Genomic DNA, 18579 nt, shown 5'->3' on the forward strand with positions numbered 1-18579 from the left:
CGGTCGATGAGGACCGCCGAGGTCCGTGGAGGGCTCCCATGGGTACTGCCGCCGTGCTCGTCGCCAACCGCGGGGAGATCGCCGTACGCGTCCTGCGGGCCGCCTCGGAGGTCCGGCTGCGCTCGGTCGCGGTGTACGCCGAGGGCGACGACGCGCACGCTCGACTGGCCGACGAGGCCGTCCCGTTGGGCGGCTATCTCGACGGCGGCGCACTGCTCGCCGCCGCGCGCGGCACCGGCTGCGACTTCCTGCATCCCGGGTACGGCTTTCTGAGTGAGGACGCGGACTTCGCGCGCCGCTGCGCCGACGCGGGGGTGACTTTCGTCGGGCCCGCGCCCGAGGTGCTGGCGGTCTTCGGGGACAAGGCGCGGGCGCGTGAGTTCGCCGTCGAGGCGGGGGTTCCGGTACTCGCCGGGGCCGACGGCCCGGACGGGGCGCGGGAGCTGCTGGCCGCCGGGCCCGTGATGATCAAGGCGGTGGGCGGGGGCGGCGGACGCGGCATGCGGGTCGTACGGCGGGCCGAGGAGCTGGACGAGGCTTGGGAGCGGTGCGCATCGGAGGCCCAGCAGGGCTTCGGGCGGGGCGAGTTGTATGCGGAGCGGCTGCTGGAGGGCGCCCGGCACATCGAGGTCCAGGTCGTCGGGGACACGACCGGCGCCGTCACACATCTGTGGGACCGGGACTGCAGCGCACAGCGCCGCCACCAGAAGGTGATCGAGATCGCGCCCGCGCCCGACCTCTCCGAGGACACCAGGGAGCGGATCCTCGGCGCCGCACTGCGGATGGCCCGCGCCGCCCGCTGTTCGAGCCTGGTCACCTTCGAATTCATGCTCCGTGGCGAGGAGTTCTGGTTCATCGAGGCCAATCCGCGGCTTCAGGTGGAGCACACGGTCACCGAGGAGGTGACAGGGGTGGACCTGGTCGCCGTGCAGCTGCGCCTGGCGGCCGGGGCCACGCTGGACGAGCTGGGGCTGCCGGGGCCACCGGCTGCGCCGCGCGGGTTCGCCGTGCAGGCGCGGGTCACCGCCGAGGAGGCGGGGCGGATCACGCGGTTCGACCTGCCGTCGGGCCCCGGTGTACGCGTCGACACGGCGATCCGTGCCGGGGCCGAAGTCGGTGTCCGGTACGACCCGTTGCTCGCCAAGGTGGTCGCGCACGTCCCGGCGGGCGATGCGCAGGCGGCTTGCGCGCGGGCGCGGCGGGCGCTGGGCGAGTTCGCCGTGGAGGGGGTGCGGACGGGGATTCCGCTGCTGCGGGAGGTGCTGTCCCGGCCGCGTTTCTGGGCGCACACGGGCGTGGTGGCGGAGCTTGCGCAGACTCACGTCGTTCCCGACGAGGCGCCCGGCGACGGCACGGTCCTCGCGCCGCTCAGCGGCACCGTCGTCTCCGTCGACGTCTCCCCCGGCGAACCGGTGCGGGCCGGGCAGCAGTTGCTGGTGCTGGAGGCGATGAAGATGGAGCACGTGGTGCGGGCTCCCGGGGCTGGAGTGGTACGGCTGGTGCACGCGCGCCTGGGCGAAACGATCGGCGCCGGCTCCCCGTTGGCCAATCTGGACGACCTCACCGGCGCACAGGGCGACGGGCCCGAGGCGGAGCCGGTTGATCCGGATGCCGTGCGCGCGGACCTCGCCGAGGTCGTACGGCGGCATGCCTTCGGTCTCGACGAGAACCGGCCCGAGGCGGTCGCGGCGCGGCACGCCCTGGGCAGGCGCACCGCCCGCGAGAACATCGAGGACCTGTGCGACACGGGCACCTTCACCGAGTTCGGCGCCCTCGCGATCGCCGCCCAGCGCAGCCGCCGCTCGCTGGACGACCTGATCCGGTCGACGCCGGCCGACGGCATGGTCACCGGCACCGGGCGGATCCATGGCCGGCCGTGCGTGGCGATGTCGTACGACTACACGGTTCTCGCCGGCACCCAGGGACTGCAGAACCACCGCAAGACGGATCGGATGCTGGAGCTCGCCGAGGAGCGGCGGCTGCCTGTGGTGCTGTTCGCGGAGGGCGGCGGCGGGCGGCCCGGGGACACCGACACCACGGCCGTGGCGGGCCTCGACGTGACCACCTTCCAGCGCATGGGGCGGCTCAGCGGGCTGGTGCCGCTGGTCGGCATCGTCTCGGGGCGGTGCTTCGCCGGCAACGCGGCGCTGCTGGGCTGCTGCGACGTCGTGATCGCCACGCCCGACGCGACGATCGGGATGGGCGGGCCCGCGATGATCGAGGGCGGCGGACTCGGGGTGTTCCGGCCGGAGGAGGTGGGTCCGCTGTCGGTGCAGGTGCCGAACGGGGTGGTGGACCTCGCGGTCGCCGACGAGGCGGCGGCCGTGCGGGTCGCGCGGCGGTATCTGTCGTACTTCCAAGGAGAGCAGAGCAGTTGGGAGACGCCCGATCAGCGGCTGCTGCGGCAGGTGGTGCCGGAGAACCGGCGGCGGGCCTACGACGTGCGGGCGGCGGTCACCGGGCTCGCGGACACGGGCTCGGTGCTGGAGCTGCGGCCGGAGTTCGGCGTGGGGGTGCTGACCTGTCTCGTACGGATCGAGGGGCGGCCGCTGGGTCTCCTGGCCAGTAATCCGGCGCATCTGGGCGGGGCGATCGACCGGGACGCGGCCGACAAGGCGGCGCGGTTCCTGCAGTTGTGCGACGCGTTCGGGCTGCCGGTGGTCTCGCTCTGCGACACCCCGGGGTTCATGGTCGGCCCGGACGCCGAACGGACCGCCACCGTGCGGCACTTCGCCCGGCTGTTCGTGACGGGCGCCAATCTGCGGGTGCCGCTGGTGAGTCTGGTGCTGCGCAAGGCGTACGGGCTCGGGGCGATGGCCATGATGGGTGGCTCGACGCGCGCGCCGCTGGCCACAGCGGCCTGGCCGAGCGGCGAGTTCGGCGGGATGGGGCTCGAGGGTGCCGTGCGGCTCGGCTACCGCAGGGAGCTGGCGGCGATCACGGACCCGGCCGAGCGTGCGCGTGTCTTCGAGGAACGGGTCGCCGAGTTGTACGAACGCGGGAAGGCGGTCAACGCGGCGGCCGCGCTGGAGATCGACGCGGTGATCGACCCGGCCGGGTCGCGGACCTGGATCCTTGCGGCGCTTGAGCGGTCCCCCGTACCGGAGGCAGGACACCGCCCGTTCGTCGACACCTGGTGATCCGGGGTCTGATTCAGCTGGGCCGGATGCTTGGTTGCCCGGTGCGGGTCCTGCCGGTCGGATGTTGCCGGTAGAGTCAGCTCCGGCCGCGACTGGCGAGGGTGGACGACCACCGGGGAGCGGCCGTGGTTCAGCGTGAGCGTCGACCGCCTGGGCGCCTCCGTCAGTGATGTTCCCGCTGAGGAGGCCATGACGTGGATCTGCGGTACGGAACGAACCCGCAGCAGGCGGCGGATGCCACGCCGGTGCGGCCCGGCCGGTGGCCGGTTCGGGTGGTGCACGGAAGCCCGTCGTACATCAACATGCTGGACGCCCTGAACGGCTGGCAGCTGGTGCGGGAGGCGAGCCGCTCCCTCGGCCGGCCTGCGGCCGCTTCCTTCAAGCACGTCTCACCCGCCGGTGCGGCCGTGGCCGGGCCCGTCGACGACGTGACGGCACAGCTCCACGGTGTCGACCAGACCGAGGTCGGCGCCCTGACCAGTGCGTATCTGCGCGCCCGGGACGCCGACCCGAAGTCGTCCTACGGCGACTTCGCCGCTGTCTCGCACCCGGTCGACGAGGAGCTCGCCGAACTGCTGGCCCACGTCGTGTGCGACGGCATCGTCGCGCCCGGCTATGCACCGGGTACCGTCGGCAGACTCCGCAGGAAGAAGAACGGCCGCTTCCTCGTCCTGGAGGCGGATCCGGCCTTTGTACCGCCGGAGCGGGAGACGCGCGAGGTCTTCGGTCTGCGTCTGAGTCAGCAGCGGGACGAAGTGCCGTGCACGGAAAGGCTGTTGGAGAACGTCGTGTGCGGCGCGCTTCCCACGAGGGCTGCGGAAGACCTTCTGCTGGGCCTGGTGGTGCTGCGTCACACGCAGTCGAACTCGGTGTGCTTCCTGCGCGACGGGGCGACGCTGGGTATCGGCGCCGGACAGCAGTCCCGAGTGGACTGCACACGGCTGGCCGGGGCGAAGGCCGACACCTGGTGGCTGCGGCGCCATCCGGTGGTGCGCGCGCTCGCCTTCGGACCGGGCGTCCGGCGCCAGGACCGGATCAACTGGCAGATCCGCTTCATCGAAGGTGACCTCACCGCGGACGAGAGGGCCAGGCTGTCTGCTGCCCTGTCGCAGCCGGTGCCGGAGTTCTCGGCCGGCAGCCGCGCCGAGTGGACGGCCCGGCTCAAGGGGGTCTCGTTCGTCTCCGACGGGGCGTTGCCGTTCCGCGACAACGTGGACCACGCGCAGCGGCACGGTGTCGGCCACATCGCCGAGCCGGGCGGATCGATCCGCTCCGCGGAGGTCGAGGACGCCTGCCGCGCGCACGGGATCGCCCTGGTCCGCACCGGCCTCAGGCTCTTCCACCACTGAGCAACGCCTCGCCAGGCCCCTCCCGCCGACCAGAAAGCGCATCAGCATGCTCACCCTTCATGACCTGTTGGCCGCCAACCCCTACCCCGGCCGCGGGCTCCTGTGCGCCCGCACCCACTCCGGGGCCGTGCTGGGCGGCTACTTCCTCACCGGCCGCAGCCCGGCCTCACGCGACCGCGCGCTCCGGCTGATCGACGACGACCTCGTGGTGGGCCCGCTCTCGCCCCGGGAGCGCGATCCCCTGCGGCACTACGCCGCCGCCACGACCACGAGCGACTGGCTGGTGCTGGGCAACGGGGAGCAGGTGTCCCAGGCCGCGGAACGACTCAGGGCGGGAGCCCCGCCGACCGAGGCGCTCAGCGGCTTCGAGTACGAACCCGACCCCCCGATCCGCACCTCCCGCCTCACCGCGCTGATCAGCCGCGACGGCGGACGCACCACCGTCTTCGGGGCCGCCCGCCCCAGCCGCGCCGCACGCCCGACCAGCAACGTGATGACCCTCGCCGTACAGGACCTGCAACCGGGCGAGGCGGTCCTGCTGACCACCTATGAATCCGACGGCGAACACGTCTCGGTCGCCGCTCCCTTCACCGAGGTCACGGTCGACGCCGGGAGCGGGCCGGAGTTGCTGGACGAGATCTGGTGGGCGCTCGACGAACGGTTCAGGATCGCTGCCGCCGTCGTCGACCCTGTGCGGGGACCGGGGTCCGCCCTCACGAAGGCGTGAGCGGAAGGTCGTCCGTGTAGGCGTTGACGGGCGGGGAGACGCGCTCGGTGCGGTGGACGTCGAGGGCCGCCGTCGCGGACTTCGTGCCGAGCGTGCCCTTGGGGTGCCAGGTTCCGGTGACGGCCACCCAGGTGTTGGCCGGCAGTGCGGTGGTCCCGTACATGCGGACCTTGACCGACTGGGAGTCCGCCGCGCAGCAGGTGAAGATGATCCGGGTGAGATACCAGCCGCCGCCCTGCCCGGCCGGGGTGACGAATCCGGTCATCCGGATGCTGCGGCCTCTGACGGCCTGCTCCCGGTCCTGCTGGACCCGGGCGGTGAAGTCGGTGAGGGTCATCGGCAGCGGGACGGTCGCGGGCAGTGGATCGAACCGCTGCGCCTTCGGCACGGCCTTGTTGCTCGCGTGCGAGGCGGTGTACGCGCCGAGGGCGGGCGGGGCGTAGAGGAGCAGGCTGAGTGCGGGCAGGAACAGCAGCCAGGCGATGCGGGGTGCGGTGGAGTGGTCGTGGCCGTGTGCGTGCGCGTCGGCTTCGGGGGCCGCGTGGTCCAGCGCTGCTGCCGCCAGGCCCAGCAGCAGGAGCAGCACCCCGGAAGCGATCAGCAGGGGGCGCAGGCCTTCCTTGACGTAGCGCAGACAGAGGTCGCTGAACAGGGCGGCGTGCAGCAGGCCCAGGCCGGTCAGGACCAGCAGGAGGATTTGGGCGTGGCGCTTCACAGCAGTGCTCCTCCGATCAGGACCCCGGCCGCCACGGCCACCACCGTGGTCGCGGTCGAGAAGCGCAGGGCGAAGGACCGGCCGAACGTGCCCGCCTGAAGGGCGATCAGTTTCAGGTCGACCATCGGGCCGACCACCATGAACACCAGCCGGGCGGTGGGCGAGAAGCCGGTGAGCGAGGCGGCGACGAACGCGTCGGCCTCCGAGCAGACGGCGAGCAGCACGGCGAGCGCGGCCAGGAAGAGCACCGACAGCCAGGGCGAACCGGAGAAGGTGTCGAGGACCGAGCGCGGCACGGCCACGTTGAAGGTGGCCGCGGCCATGGCCCCGAGCACCAGGAAGCCGCCGGCGTGCAGGAAGTCGTGCTGGAAGCCGAGGCGGAACTCCCGCAGGCGACTGTGTCCTGACCGGTGGCCGGTGTGGCGGACGGTCGGCCGCAGCCACTCCTCGCGTCCCAGCCAGAGCCACAGCCAGCCCATCGCGGCCGCGGTCACCAGGGAGGCCAGCAGCCGGGCGGCGACCATGGCGGGGTTTCCCGGGAAGGCGACGGCCGTGGCGGTGAGCACGATCGGGTTGATCGCGGGCGCGGAGAGGAGGAAGGCGAAGGCCGCGGGCGGGGTGACACCGCGGCGGATCAGGCTGTTCGCGACCGGCACCGAGGCGCACTCGCAGCCCGGCAGGACGACGCCCGCGAGGCCGGCGACCGGGACGGCGAGTGCGGGCCTGCGGGGCAGGATCCGGGTGAACAGGTCGGCCGGTACGAACGCGTTGATCGCCCCGGACAGGACCGTGCCCAGCAGGAGGAAGGGCAGCGCCTGGACGGTGATGGCCAGACAGACCGTGCGCCAGGCCGCGACGGCGGGCCGGTTCAGCCATCCGACGCCGGTGAGCGAGAGGACCGCCACCGAGGCGACGGCGATGAGGACGACGAGGGGCAGGGGTCGTCCGGTGACGCGGCGCCCCTGATGGCCGGCCGGCGCGACGAGCGCCACTTCTTCCGCCACACCAACCAGCTCATCCGTTTTATTCATATTTACTCCGGATGTCGGATTCGTGGCGAAGATAAGCCAGGATCACCCCCCTCACGGTGCGCACACGCCGCCGCGGGCGGATGAATGAACGGGACCGGGAACATACTTGACCTTGCGGGGGGACCGTCCCGCGGTGGCCTGATTCGAGAGGGGCAGCGTCCGGGTGAGCGGCGGCGACAAGATACAGGGAAAGATCGAAGTGCGGCTCAAATGGGATCCCAGCCCCTGGGACCGGCCGCCCCACCATCTGGACATCATGGCGACGACCTACTCGGCGGACGCCCCGCACGGACGGCCGGTCTACGTCGTGCACACCGAGAGCCGCTCGCCGGACGGCACCATCAACATGAGCCGGCACAGCGAGACCGGCCTGGGCCTTGGCTTCGTCGAGGTGATGGTCCTGGAGCTCGATCGCCTGGCACCCTCCTTCGCGCGGGTGGTCGTCGGTGTGGCGATCCATCAGAGCGGCGGCCCCAAGTTCTTCGGCGACATATCGAACACGGGCGTGCTGGTCGTCGACGGGTACACGGAGCTGCTCAAGGACGACCTCGGGCAGGTCGCCGACGCCACCGCGGCGACGGTCGCCGAGTTCACCCGGGAGGCCTCCGGCGCCTGGGAGTTCCACCCGATGGTCCGCGGTTTCGACAGCGACCCGACGGTCTTCACGGCGGAGATGGGCGGTACCCAGCAGACCTGACCGGCGTCGAACCCGCGCCGACCGGGCTCACCCGACCGCGACGTGATCGTCCGGACACGGGCGCTCGCCTCCCGTCCCCGGGCGCTCCTCCCGGCGTACCGGAAGGAGGGGCCGGGCGGACGCCCGCTTGCGGCCGCGTTCGTGGAACAGGGCCAGAACGATAGCGGTGCCGACCGCTATCAGGTGCTCGCGGCCGGCCAGATTGGGTATGGCAATCGACTCCCACACCATCGACCCGCCCGTGAGGGCGAACACGATGGGAGCACGCTGTACGACGGCGACGTAGGTGAAGAGACCCACGACGGCGGCGGACGGACCGGTGTCCAGCACCTGCCCGACCTCAGGCGGCAGACCCAGCCCGCCCCAGCCCGGACCGATCGCGAGCATCGCGCGCACCATGAGGGTGCCCGCGAGTGTGGTCGCGTACGAGACGACGAGTGTCCTGGCCCGGCCGAGGATGAGTTCGGCCAGCGCGAAGGCGAGGGACAACGATGTGATCCCTCCCCACACGGGCAGATCCAGGGCCGGGACGTACAGCGACACCGGCGTGCGCAGCAGGGCCAGCCACAACGGCAGGTCGCCCTTGACACCGCCGAGCAGCCGCACCACCACCGCGCCTGTCGGCCGCTGTGCCAGCGCATGGAAGAAGATGACACCGAAGGCGGCCAGGAATGCCAGGAACAGTGCGGGCAGCCCACGGCGTCTGAGTTGCCGTACCGGATCGACGACGATGCCCTGCCACTCGCCCCGCAGCGTGCGCACGACGAACGCGGCCACCCGCCACGGCACGCCGCGCGGCGGCCGGTACTCACGGTCGGCCGGATCGCCCCACAGTCCGTGGGCTCGCAGCCAATCCGCGGCACCGCCCGCGCACCGCACCCCCTTGCGTAGCAAAACTCCCCCGCCTCCCGTTCATCGCCCCGCCGGAGGGTCGTAACGGGGCGAGGCCGCCCCTAGGGGGGCTATGCCCGGCGGCGGGGTTTCCTTCGCTTGGCGCCCTTGGAGACGTCGGAACCGGCCCTCGGGTTGCGTCCCGCCGACTTCCCGGTCGTCTTTCCGGTCGTCTTCGCCGCCGCCGGCTTGCGCCGGGCGCCGGTCGTGTCGCCCGCCTTGGCCTTGGTTTCCGGTGTCGCCGCCTTGCGTCCGCGGGAGCTGTTGACCGTGCGACCACGGACGATTCCGATGAAGTCCTCGACCAGGTCCGTGGTCGCCTCCTCGGGCCACACCAGGGCGACGCCCGACTCGGGGGCGTCCACGAGTGGCCGGTATGTGAGGTCCTTGCGGTGGTACAGACGGGCCAGGGACTGGGGGACGACCAGGAGGCCGACGCCCGCCGCGACGAGTTCCACGGCGTCCTCGGTGGTGGCGGGGCGCTCGAAGGCGGGCTCGCCCGGCGGCCGGTCCCAGTCGAAGACGTCGTCGAGGGGGTGGAAGAGGACCTCGTCCGCGAGGTCCTCGACGGTCACCTCGTCCGCCGCCGTGATCACATGGTCCTTGGGGACGACGACGACCGTGGTCTCGGCGTAGAGGGGGATCGCGCTGAAGAACGTACGGTCGACCGGCAGCCGTACGAGTCCCACGTCGGCCCGGCCGTCGCGCAGCACGTCGGCTGCCTCGGCGGCCGGTACGGCGAGGAGGTTGAGCGGGATGTCGGGCAGGCGCTCGTTCCAGATCCGCACCCACTTGGCGGGCGTCACTCCCGGGACGTACGCAAGCCGGAACGCCTGGGATTCTTCCGAGCCTGTCACCAGGCCAGGCTACCGGCCGTGGTCTCAGGGCTCGAACATGCTCGATACCCTGGACGGCATGAAGTCGCACCAGAGCACCCAGACGATGAAGGCCGCGACCGCGGCGAAGAAGCTGGGTGTGTACCTCGAGGCCACCCCCGCCGAGTTCCAGGAGGGCGCCGTCTCACGAGCCGAGCTCGACCGGCTCCAGGCCGAGCCGCCCGAGTGGCTGCGCGAGCTGCGAGCCAATGGCCCGCACCCCCGTCCGGTGGTCGCGGCGAAGCTCGGCGTCTCCATCGCGGGCCTGGCCCGCGGCGGGATCACCGAGGCGCTCACCACCGAGCAGATCGAGGCCCTGAAGCAGGAACAGCCCGAGTGGCTGCAGAAGGAGCGCGCCACCCAGGCCGAGGTCCGCAAGGAGACTGCGCGCATCAAGAAGCGCAACGCCGAGCGTGAAGCTCGCAGCGAGGGCCCGCGCGCCTGACGCGGCCCGTTGGCGACGGACGGTCGCCGTCCGGATCCACTGTGTGCACAACACACGGATCTGACGGCGCGTCACGACGAAGGTCACAGAAGCGTATCGGACATTCCGCCCGTCAACCTTCACACGAGCCGCACAAGTTGGCTAGCGTGGCTTCAGGCCGCACGAGTTCCTCCGGCGAACCCCGCCGGGACGCGCGGCCTCCGCCGAATCCGGTGCGCCCCGTGGCGGCCGGAACCGGGGACCCAACCGAACGACGGGGTGAATCGGCCAACTGCCCACCAGGGCAAGGGCCGTAGGGCATGCCTTCCGGAACCGACCGCCCGAACCCGACAGCTAACTCGGTAGGCGGAGTACGGAAGGAGTACGGCTCCCATGGCGCCGGATCGACCATCGCGCACCGGAGGCTTCGGCCTTCCCGGCATGCGCAGCTCCGCTCTCGCGACCGCCGCCCTCACCTCGGTGGCCCTGTTCTCGCAGACCGCCGACGCCGCACCGACGACCGGTGACGAGGGCCCCAGCCGCGAAGCCGTCCGGCAACGGGTGAGCAGCCTCTACGACCAGGCCGAGTCCGACACCGGCAACTACAACTTCACCCGGGCCCAGCTGCTGGGAGCGCGGCCGCCCGCCGCCCCGCCCCGCGAGCGCGGCCGCTCGGATCCGGCACTCGACTCGGTGGCCCGGCGGTGGTTCGACGGAGCGCGCGCCTCGCTGGGCCCGACGGTTCCCGCGGCGCTCCCGGCCGACCGCATGCCGGCCCGCCAGGCCGAGCCCCGGCGCCCGGCGGACAGCCGCCGCACCGCCCTGGAGCCGTCGGCAGCTGCCCGGCCCGTGGCCGAGCTGCCCTCCGCCGAGTCCCGCCGTCCGGTCGCCGAGCTGACCGCCGGCCCCACGACCGCGCTCCCCGCCGTCCCGCGGCCCCGCCAGGAGGCCGCCCCCGCGCTGCCCGCGGCGGCCCCCGAGTCCAGGCAGACCTCCCTGCGCAGGTCCAAGGAGCAGAACCAGCGCAAGATCGCGGCGGCCAGCGAGCTGCTGTACCGGTACACCGCCCGGCAGACCTCCGCACCCCGCCCGGCCGTTGAGGCCGTGCCGGCCCAGCTGCCCTGGCAGGACCAGGCGCAACAGACCCGCCCGGCGGCGGAGGAAGCGTGGCGGCTGCAGCAGCCGACGGTCCTCGACACGGGCCTGCCCCCGGCCGGGGGACAGCTCATGCAGCCGTCCGTCCTGGACACCGGCATACCCGCGGTCGAGCAGCGGCTCATGCAGCCTTCCGTGCTCGACACGGGTGCACTCGCGAGGCAGGAGTGGCATACGCAGCCTTCCGTGCCGGACACCGGCGTACCCGCCGTGGAGGAATGGCGCACCCGGCCGCCCGTGCTCGACACCCGCATACCCCAGGCGGGGGGTTGGACCGTGCAGCCGTCCGTCCTCGACACGGGTGTGCCCGCCACCGTTACGCCCGCCGCCACCAAGGCCGACAGGGCGATCGACTTCGCCCGTGCACAGATCGGCAGGCCGTGCCTGTGGGGTGCGGTCGGGCCGGAGTCGTACGACAACGCCGGGCTCACCCAGGCCGCCTGGCGGGCCGCCGGGGTCACCCTGCCACGCACCACGTACGAGCAGGCGGGCGCCGGCACGGTGATTCCCCTGTCCGAGAGCCGCCCCGGAGACCTGATCTTCTTCAACGACAACTTCAGCCATGTCGGCCTCTGCACCGGCAACGGCTTGATGATTCACGCGCCTGGCCCGGGCGCGGTCATCCGCGAGGACTCGGTCCACTACGCGGGCGAAGCCGCGGTCCGTATCGCCGTACGTCCCGCATGAGATCAGGAACGCCGGCAGAGGCGTGACACCAGCAGCTCGATGAACTACGAGGCCGCCGACGGAAGTCGGCGGCCTCCTTCTTGTTCGCCACAGGCATCCCGCCGCACCCGGTGACGCATGCACGGGCTCGGTGAAATGTTTCAGCCATGTCTTGACATGCCGATGAAACGATTCATAGCTTGAGCTGTCCCAGGGGTGCGGCACTGGATCCCGACGGGATCGTCGAGCAGGCCCGACTGATGCAACAGCGGTACGGCTTCCGGTCGTTCAAGCTCAAGGGCGGCGTCTTCCCGCCGGAGGAGGAGATCGCCGCGATCAGGGCGCTGGCGGAGGCCTTCCCCGGGCAGCCGCTGCGGCTGGACCCCAACACGGCCTGGACGGTGGAGACCTCGAAGTACGCACGCGAACTGGACGGTGAGCATCTGAAGCCCGCGATCGACCAGAACGCCATTCAAGTGCTCCTCACCGACCACCACTACGGGGGCGGACTGCGCCGCACCCGTGAACTGGCCGCCGTCTGCGAGGCGTTCGGGCCGGCCCTGTCCATGCACTCCAACTCGCACCTGGGCATCAGCCTCGCCGCCATGACCCATGTGGCGGCGGCCATCCCCAGCCTCGACCACTTCTGCGACACGCACTACCCGTGGAACTCGGCCGACGACGTGATCGTCCCCGGGGTGCTGGAGTTCCGTGACGGCGAGGTGGCGGTCCCGAGCGGACCGGGCCTGGGCGTGGAGCTGGAGCACGACGCCCTCGACCGGCTGCACCGGCTGTACGTGGAGTCGGGGATGCGCAGCCGCGACGACACCGGCTACATGCGGCGGATCCACCCGGAGTACCAGCTCAGGCTGCCTCGGTGGTGAAGGATGACCGCGTGAGCAACGAGAACACACAGCGACTGGCCGGGAAGGTCGTGGTCGTCACCGGGGCCGCCCGGGGCCAGGGTGCCGCCGAGGCGGAGGCGCTGACCCGGGCCGGCGCCCGGGTGGTCGCCACCGACGTGCGGCCCGAGGGCGACGTGCGCCGCCTGGATGTCAGCAGCGAGAGCGACTGGGCGGCGCTGGCCGCCGAGTTGAAGGTGTCGTACGGCGAGATCCACGGACTGGTCAACAACGCGGGCGTCATCCGGCGTGAGCGGCTGGGCGAGGTGCGTCCCGAGGACTTCGCGCAGGTCCAGGCGGTGAACACGACCGGACCGCTGCTCGGCATCCAGCATCTGGCCCCGCTGATGCCGCCCGGCTCTTCGATCGTCAACGTCGGCTCGTCGGCCGCGCTCACCGGCTACTACCCGGTGGCGTACACGGCCAGCAAGTGGGCGCTGCGCGGGGTGTCGAAGATCGCCGCCATGGAGCTGGGGCCGCGGGGCATCCGCGTGAACACCGTCCACCCCGGCTATATCGAGACCGAGATGACGGCCGCCGCCACGCCCGCCTTCCGGGAGGCGACCATCCGCGAGACCCCGCTCGGCCGCAGCGGCAACGTCGACGACATCGCACCGCTCGTCGTCTTCCTGTTGTCCGACGAGTCGTCGTTCATCACCGGGGCGGAGATCCCGGTGGACGGGGGCCTCACGGCGCACGGTGGCGTCAAGTCGATCTCGGATGCGATGCGTACGAACCCGCCCGTGCCGGAGTGAGCCGTGCGGGGCCGCCGGTCCCCCGCGCCGGCGGCCCCGGCACGTCGTGGGGTTCCCGGCGTCCTCCCCGAGCGCCGGGACTCCCCCGCTGCGGCTTCCGTGGCGCCGGTGTGCTGGAGTACATGCGAGAACGTCGTTGTCGCTCGAGGGTGCTCGCATGCAGTCTGGGGCAGTGGACGGCGTCGCCGGTATGGGTACAACTGCGTACGCGGCGGACGAGCGGAGAAGAACGTGGCACAGGTGCCGGGCGGGGCCCACGAACGCATGCTGTCGGTGGCCGTAGCCGCCCTCAACGAGCGTGAGCCGGAGCGGCTGTGGCCGCTGCTGGCGTCGGCCCTGCCCGGTCTGTGCGGCGGCGAGACCCTGATCTACAAGCTCGACGACTGGAACGAGGCCCGAGGCACGGTCGGCCTGCCGTCCGAGGTCGCCGTCGAGTTCGACGGGCTCGGGCAGGAGGACCTGGGCCTGCTGCGGGCGGGTTTTCCGTTCGCGGACCACTACGCGGGCGGGCCGGACCGTACTCCTCTCACGGCACGCGCGGCCGCAGGCGCCGCATGGTCCGTAAGCCCGACCGCGCGGCTGATCGGCGACATCATGGACGCGGACCACGTGCTGGCCGTACCCCTGCCCCAGACGACGACGCCGATCACCGGATGCATGATCTACCGCTCCGGTACGGACTTCACCGAGGATCACGTCCGCGCGGCCCGGCAGCTGCAGCCGCTGCTCGCGGCGGTGGAGCAGCAACGGCAGCTCCTGGAGCGCTGGAAGCGGACGACCGCCCCGGACTCCGCGGCCGCGGACTGCCCTCTCACGCCCCGGGAGATGACCGTTCTGCTCCTGCTCACGGATGCCCTGACCGCGGCGGCGATCGGCCGGCGGCTCGGCATCTCGGACCGTACGGTCCACAAGCACATCGAGAAGATCTACCGCAAACTCGGCACCCGTGACCGCATCAGCACGGTCCTGCGGGCCCAGCAGCTGGGGCTGATTCCCACACCGTGACCAGTGGCGGCGCGGTCAGGGCCGGCGCGCGCGGTACAGGTCGCGCAGCAGGGCGACCTCGGCCCCGTGGTGCAGGACTTCCTGGTTGACCCACCACACGATGTCGACGAAGGGCTCTTCCGGGTCGCTGCCGTGCGGATACGTGCAGTGGCCGACCTTGTCGAGCGCCGTGTCGCCGCTGCTCAGCAGCGCCCTGCGCCAGGCCGTGACACCGGCGTCGAAGGCGGCGACGGCCGTTGCCGCGTCCCCGCTGACGAGGTAGTCGTCCCGGGTGAGGCTGTGGGTGCCCGCGGTGTGATCGGCGCGGAGGGTGAGCATCTCGCTGAGGTGGCTCAGCCGCCACGCGATGGTGGTGAAGGGCGGCGGCCAGGGGTGTGGGTAGGACGCCGCGTCCCGCCCCCAGCCTCCGTCCGCGGCACCGGCCAGCAGGGTGGCGCGCGGCCCGGGCCCGTCCGCCCGTCGCCGCACCGACCAGCAGTCCGCCACCGGCTCCCAGAGGTACTCCTCGTCGGTCATGGGCCCGACCTCGGTGTCCGAACCGTCGCCGCTGTCCATCACCGGCCCGGTCAGCCGGGCGGCCAGACGCTCACAGGCGAAGTCGAACTGCTCCAGCAACGGAGCCAGACGAGATATGGTCACCGACACTCCCATGGCGGACTCGACGCACGGCGCAGACATGAACCGACCGGCCAGCCTGGCACAACCGGCGCACACCCCACCTCTCCTTTTCCGGGGCCGGGTATTCCTGCGCGTCGAAGGCCTCCGCGCCCACTGCGAACAGGTCCGGGCACACCCAGCACGCAGCGTCATGGAGCCGACCGACTTCGAGTAGCGGGACGACAGTGGGGCGGGCAGACGGTCTCGGCCGGCCGGCGGCCCACGGGCTGAGGAGCGTCAGCCCGGCGCGGGTCCCATCCCGCCCTTGAGCCGTTCCAGGTCGGAGGGGCGGACCTGGATGACGACCAGGGCGATCAGGGCGGCGAGGACGGTGAAGATCGCTGCCATGATGAAGGCCGCCGAGATCCCGGACGTGAGCACGTGGTCGGACCAGGGGCTCGGGAGCTGCCCGGTGTGCTTGAAGCGCAGGCGTTCGGCCGGGGTGGCCTGGGCCAGGAAGCGCGGGATCTGCTTGTGGGCCTCGTTGGTGCTGGCCGTGCCGAACATGGTGACCAGGATGGACAGGCCGAGTGAACCGCCCACCTGCTGCGTGGCGTTGAGCAGTCCGGAGGCCGCGCCGGTCTCCCGGACGGGGACGTTGGACAGCGCCATGAGGGTCAGCGAGACGAACTCCATGCCCATGCCCAGGCCGAAGACGCAGATCGGGCCGAGAATGCTGCCCGCATAGGTGGAGTGCACGTCGGTCAGGGTCAGCCAGGCCAGACCCGCCGCCGCGAGAACGGCGCCCACCACCATGAAGGGTTTGGGGCCGAACTTCGGCAGGAACCGCGAGGCGAGCGCCGCGCCGACCGCGATGACCGCGCTGACCGGCAGGAAGGCGAGCCCGGCCTGCAGCGGGCTGAAGCCCAGGACGTCCTGCACGAAGAGCGTGAGGAAGAAGAACATGCCGAAGATCGCGGCGGCCAGGCTCAGCATGATGCCGTAGGTGCCCGCCCGGTTGCGGTCGGCGAACATGTGCAGCGGGGTGATGGGCTGCCGCGAGCCCCGCTCGACCAGGATGAACACCGCGAGGACCACGACCGCCGCGGCGAAGGAGGCCAGCGTGAGGGCGTCGCGCCAGCCCTCCTGGGCGGCTCTGATGAACCCGTAGACCAGCAGCACCATGCCCACGGTGGAGGTCAGCGCGCCGGCGATGTCGAAGTGGCCCGGATGGCGTTCGGACTCCTTGATCCAGCGGGGTGCGGCGAGGGCGATGAGCGCACCGATCGGGACGTTCACGAACAGCACCCAGCGCCAGTTCAGCCACTCGACGATCATCCCGCCGGCGAGCAGTCCGATGGCGCCGCCGCCCGAGGAGACCGCGGCGAACACGCCGAAGGCCCGGTTGCGTTCCGGGCCTTCGCGGAAGGTCGTGCTGACCAGGGAGAGTGCGGTCGGGGAGGCGATGGCCCCGCCGACGCCCTGCAGGGCGCGGGCGGCGAGGAGTTCACCGGAGTTCTGGGCGAGCCCGCCCAGCAGGGAGGCGAGCGCGAACAGCAGCACCCCGAAGACGAACATGCGCCGCCTGCCGAGAATGTCGCCGGTGCGGCCGCCGAGCAGCAGCAGGCCGCCGAAGGTGAGGGTGTAGGCGTTGACCACCCAGGACAGGCTGGTGGTGGAGAAGTTCAGGGCGCTCTGGATGTGCGGCAGCGCGATGTTCACGATGGTGATGTCCAGGACCACCATCAGCTGGCAGGACGCGATGACCAGCAGCGCCATGCCGTTTCCGCCGCCGCCCGGTTCGCGGGTGGCGGCCTGTGATGCGGAGGTCGGCTGCGGGCTGCTGCTCATGGCGTGTCGCACTCGGCGTCAGTGAACGGTTCCGTCCACTGCGGCGTCTACCGTTCGACCGTACGCCCCTGTCGTGACCGTCACCACTTGATTGACTCGGTGCCGGTTTACACCGTTTTACCGCGAGTCGAGCGGCTCAGGAGCGGGTCTTCTGGGTCATGGCGAACTCGTCGGCCTCCGGCAGGTCGAACTCCCCGTGGTCGCTGCCCAGCCCCTGCGCCACCAGTGCGGCCGCGGCGCTGCCCAGCACGGCGGCCTCGCGCGGGGTGCGGCCGAGGCCGATGCCCCGCAGGAAACCGGCCGAGAACGCGTCACCGCAGCCGGTGGTGTCGACGACGTCGACCTCGAAGGCGGGGACCGTTTCCGTGCCCTCCGCCGTCACCAGGAGCGCACCGTCGCCGCCGCGGGTGACGGCGACGAGACCGGCCCCGGCGGCGAGGAGCTTCTTCGCGCCGGTCACGAGGTCCTGCTCGTCGCTGAAGCCGAGGACCTGGTCGTCGTTGGGGAGCAGGTAGTCGACGTGCGGGAGCAGCGGTTCGATCTGGTCGAAGGTGCCGAGCTCGCCGGGGGCGAGGAGGTCCACGGAGGTGACCACGTCGTTTTCCTTGGCATGCGCCAGGATGCGCGCGGCGACGTCGGCGCCGATCAGCTCGGGGCCACCCAGGTGGAGGTGGGTCGCCTCGGCCACGGCGGCCCAGGGCACGTCGTCGAGGCCGTAGGTGATGTTGGCGCCGAGCAGATGGAGCGAGGGTCGGTCGCCGTTGGGGCGGATGGGCAGGACGCTCGCGGAGGTCGAGGTGTCGATGCGGCGGACGAGCAGCCGGGTGTCGATGCCTGCCCTGTCGAGGAGTTGGACGAGCAGGTCGCCGGTCGGGTCACTGCCGATCGCACCGGCGGTGCGGACCTGGGCGCCCAGCTTGGCGAGCGTGAGGGCGGTGCCGCCGGCCGTCCCGGCAGCGGTCATCCGGATGTCGTCCACGAGGGTCGCGCCCTGGCCCTCGGGTATCTCCTGCACCGGCCGTACCAGTACGTCCAGCACGTGCACGCCCATCGTGACGACCTTCATCGCGGTTCCTCCTGCGCGGGTGGTACGGGGTGGGTGGTGCCGTAGTTGCGGGCGATGGCGGCCTCGATGACCGCGAGTTGCTGCCGTTCGTCGAGGACGCGGGGCGGTCCGAGCGCGGCCGCGTGCTGGTAGACGCCGCAGGCCCACTCCAGCAGCAGGGCGTGCTCGACCGCCTTGTCGAGGGTGGGCGCGTGGGTGAGGGCGCCGTGGTTGGCCATCAGGGTGGCGCTGCGGCCCTCCAGCGCGGCGAGCACCGACCCGGCGAGTTCGGGGGTACCGAAGGTGGCGTACGGCGCGACGCGGACGGTGCCGCCGAGAGCGAGCAACTGGTAGTGGACGCAGGGCAGTTCGTCGAGGACCAGGGAGAGGGCGGTGGCCATCGGGGCGTGGGTGTGGACGACCGCGCCGGTGCCGTAGCGCCGGTAGACGCCGAGGTGGAGGTCGAGCTCCGAGGTCGGCTCCAGGGTTCCGGCCACGGTCTTGCCGTCCAGGTCGACCACCGTCACCTGGTCCGCGGTGAGTTCGGCGAGCACCGCCCCGGTCGCGGTGATCGCAACCCGCTCCTCCACCCGCACGCTCACGTTCCCGGCCGTACCGATGAGCAGGCCCTCGGCCCCCAGCCGGCGGCAGGCGTCCGCGACGGCGGCCCGCTCCCGCCCGAGCGCCGCGCTTGAGTCGGTCATGTGCGGGACCGTAACCTAAACATGAAACAATGTCACGTTCAGGTTCGGAG

The 18579-nt window shown here is 71.8% G+C and carries 16 protein-coding genes, 1 pseudogene and 2 riboswitches; of the genes and pseudogenes, 9 read left to right on the forward strand and 8 right to left on the reverse strand.

The window, feature by feature from the left end; translation table 11 throughout:
- Positions 1-38 precede the first annotated feature (38 nt).
- The 3 genes from ACWCRD_RS38010 to ACWCRD_RS38020 all read left to right on the forward strand — a co-directional run bounded on the left by ACWCRD_RS38010 (position 39) and on the right by ACWCRD_RS38020 (position 5216).
- Entirely contained in the window at positions 39-3140 is a 3102-nt protein-coding gene (locus ACWCRD_RS38010; protein WP_450970251.1) for a carboxyl transferase domain-containing protein, read from the forward strand.
- Positions 3141-3218: 78 nt separating this feature from the next.
- Positions 3219-3303, forward strand: a riboswitch (ZMP/ZTP riboswitch).
- 31 nt (positions 3304-3334) lie between these two features.
- Complete coding sequence (locus tag ACWCRD_RS38015; protein ID WP_450970252.1) at positions 3335-4489, forward strand: phosphoribosylaminoimidazolecarboxamide formyltransferase; 1155 nt, start codon at positions 3335-3337, stop codon at positions 4487-4489.
- A 46-nt stretch (positions 4490-4535) separates the two neighbouring features.
- Positions 4536-5216, forward strand: a complete 681-nt coding sequence (locus ACWCRD_RS38020) for an IMP cyclohydrolase (protein WP_450970253.1) — start codon at positions 4536-4538, stop codon at positions 5214-5216.
- On the opposite strand, the gene ACWCRD_RS38025 is transcribed toward ACWCRD_RS38020, so the two are convergent.
- Positions 5203-5931, reverse strand: coding sequence for a TIGR03943 family putative permease subunit (locus ACWCRD_RS38025; RefSeq protein WP_450970254.1), 729 nt, complete (start codon positions 5929-5931; stop codon positions 5203-5205). The two genes, ACWCRD_RS38020 and ACWCRD_RS38025, sit on opposite strands and share 14 nt — an antisense overlap.
- Complete coding sequence (locus tag ACWCRD_RS38030; protein ID WP_450970255.1) at positions 5928-6962, reverse strand: permease; 1035 nt, start codon at positions 6960-6962, stop codon at positions 5928-5930. Before ACWCRD_RS38030 ends, ACWCRD_RS38025 begins: the two co-directional genes overlap by 4 nt.
- 163 nt (positions 6963-7125) lie before the next feature.
- On the opposite strand from ACWCRD_RS38030, the gene ACWCRD_RS38035 reads away from it, so the two are divergent.
- Entirely contained in the window at positions 7126-7659 is a 534-nt protein-coding gene (locus ACWCRD_RS38035) for a TerD family protein (RefSeq protein ID WP_450970256.1), read from the forward strand.
- A gap of 27 nt (positions 7660-7686) precedes the next feature.
- Here ACWCRD_RS38035 and ACWCRD_RS38040 read toward each other — a convergent pair whose 3' ends face one another.
- Both ACWCRD_RS38040 and ACWCRD_RS38045 read right to left on the reverse strand, forming a co-directional pair.
- Positions 7687-8448, reverse strand: coding sequence for a hypothetical protein (locus ACWCRD_RS38040; RefSeq protein WP_450970314.1), 762 nt, complete (start codon positions 8446-8448; stop codon positions 7687-7689).
- Between the two features lie 173 nt (positions 8449-8621).
- Positions 8622-9407, reverse strand: a complete 786-nt coding sequence (locus tag ACWCRD_RS38045; protein ID WP_450970257.1) for a LysR family substrate-binding domain-containing protein — start codon at positions 9405-9407, stop codon at positions 8622-8624.
- 58 nt (positions 9408-9465) lie between these two features.
- Here ACWCRD_RS38045 and ACWCRD_RS38050 point away from each other — a divergent pair, with 58 nt between their 5' ends.
- The 5 genes and pseudogenes from ACWCRD_RS38050 (at position 9466) to ACWCRD_RS38070 (ending at position 14332) form a co-directional block, all read left to right on the forward strand.
- Entirely contained in the window at positions 9466-9870 is a 405-nt protein-coding gene (locus ACWCRD_RS38050; protein WP_450970258.1) for a DUF5997 family protein, read from the forward strand.
- A gap of 191 nt (positions 9871-10061) precedes the next feature.
- Positions 10062-10234: riboswitch (cyclic di-AMP (ydaO/yuaA leader) on the forward strand.
- Positions 10235-10290: 56 nt separating this feature from the next.
- A complete protein-coding gene (locus ACWCRD_RS38055; protein ID WP_450970259.1) occupies positions 10291-11691 on the forward strand; it encodes a C40 family peptidase in 1401 nt (466 codons plus the stop codon).
- A 194-nt stretch (positions 11692-11885) separates the two neighbouring features.
- Positions 11886-12554 (forward strand): annotated as a pseudogene (locus ACWCRD_RS38060) (enolase C-terminal domain-like protein); the annotation flags it as partial.
- 11 nt (positions 12555-12565) lie between these two features.
- The gene (locus ACWCRD_RS38065; RefSeq protein WP_450970260.1) at positions 12566-13327 is read left to right on the forward strand and encodes an SDR family NAD(P)-dependent oxidoreductase; all 762 of its coding nucleotides are present in this window, start codon (positions 12566-12568) and stop codon (positions 13325-13327) included.
- A gap of 231 nt (positions 13328-13558) precedes the next feature.
- Positions 13559-14332 (forward strand): LuxR C-terminal-related transcriptional regulator, encoded by a 774-nt coding sequence (locus ACWCRD_RS38070; RefSeq protein WP_450970261.1) that lies wholly within the window; start codon positions 13559-13561, stop codon positions 14330-14332.
- A gap of 15 nt (positions 14333-14347) precedes the next feature.
- Here the strand turns inward: ACWCRD_RS38070 and ACWCRD_RS38075 are convergent, their stop codons facing one another.
- The 4 genes from ACWCRD_RS38075 to ACWCRD_RS38090 all read right to left on the reverse strand — a co-directional run bounded on the left by ACWCRD_RS38075 (position 14348) and on the right by ACWCRD_RS38090 (position 18529).
- Positions 14348-14971 carry a DinB family protein gene (locus ACWCRD_RS38075; RefSeq protein ID WP_450970262.1) on the reverse strand — a complete coding sequence of 208 codons (624 nt, stop codon included), beginning with the start codon at positions 14969-14971 and terminating at the stop codon, positions 14348-14350.
- A gap of 255 nt (positions 14972-15226) precedes the next feature.
- On the reverse strand, positions 15227-16780 hold the full coding sequence (locus ACWCRD_RS38080; protein WP_450970263.1) for an MFS transporter: 1554 nt from the start codon (positions 16778-16780) through the stop codon (positions 15227-15229).
- A 136-nt stretch (positions 16781-16916) separates the two neighbouring features.
- Positions 16917-17846, reverse strand: coding sequence for a carbohydrate kinase family protein (locus ACWCRD_RS38085; RefSeq protein ID WP_450970264.1), 930 nt, complete (start codon positions 17844-17846; stop codon positions 16917-16919).
- Positions 17843-18529, reverse strand: a complete 687-nt coding sequence (locus ACWCRD_RS38090) for a class II aldolase/adducin family protein (protein WP_450970265.1) — start codon at positions 18527-18529, stop codon at positions 17843-17845. Before ACWCRD_RS38090 ends, ACWCRD_RS38085 begins: the two co-directional genes overlap by 4 nt.
- Positions 18530-18579: the final 50 nt, after the last annotated feature.

It is taken from the genome of Streptomyces sp. NPDC002092 (genome assembly GCF_053593775.1).

What these genes read in the sequence shown, in the direction of transcription:
- ACWCRD_RS38010 (WP_450970251.1), top strand. Translation starts at nt 39, where the DNA reads ATGGGTACTGCCGCCGTGCTCGTCGCCAACCGCGGGGAGATCGCCGTA.
- ACWCRD_RS38020 (WP_450970253.1), top strand. Translation starts at nt 4,536, where the DNA reads ATGCTCACCCTTCATGACCTGTTGGCCGCCAACCCCTACCCCGGCCGC.
- ACWCRD_RS38030 (WP_450970255.1), bottom strand. Translation starts at nt 6,962, where the DNA reads ATGAATAAAACGGATGAGCTGGTTGGTGTGGCGGAAGAAGTGGCGCTC.
- ACWCRD_RS38050 (WP_450970258.1), top strand. Translation starts at nt 9,466, where the DNA reads ATGAAGTCGCACCAGAGCACCCAGACGATGAAGGCCGCGACCGCGGCG.
- ACWCRD_RS38055 (WP_450970259.1), top strand. Translation starts at nt 10,291, where the DNA reads ATGCGCAGCTCCGCTCTCGCGACCGCCGCCCTCACCTCGGTGGCCCTG.
- ACWCRD_RS38080 (WP_450970263.1), bottom strand. Translation starts at nt 16,780, where the DNA reads ATGAGCAGCAGCCCGCAGCCGACCTCCGCATCACAGGCCGCCACCCGC.
- ACWCRD_RS38085 (WP_450970264.1), bottom strand. Translation starts at nt 17,846, where the DNA reads ATGAAGGTCGTCACGATGGGCGTGCACGTGCTGGACGTACTGGTACGG.
- ACWCRD_RS38090 (WP_450970265.1), bottom strand. Translation starts at nt 18,529, where the DNA reads ATGACCGACTCAAGCGCGGCGCTCGGGCGGGAGCGGGCCGCCGTCGCG.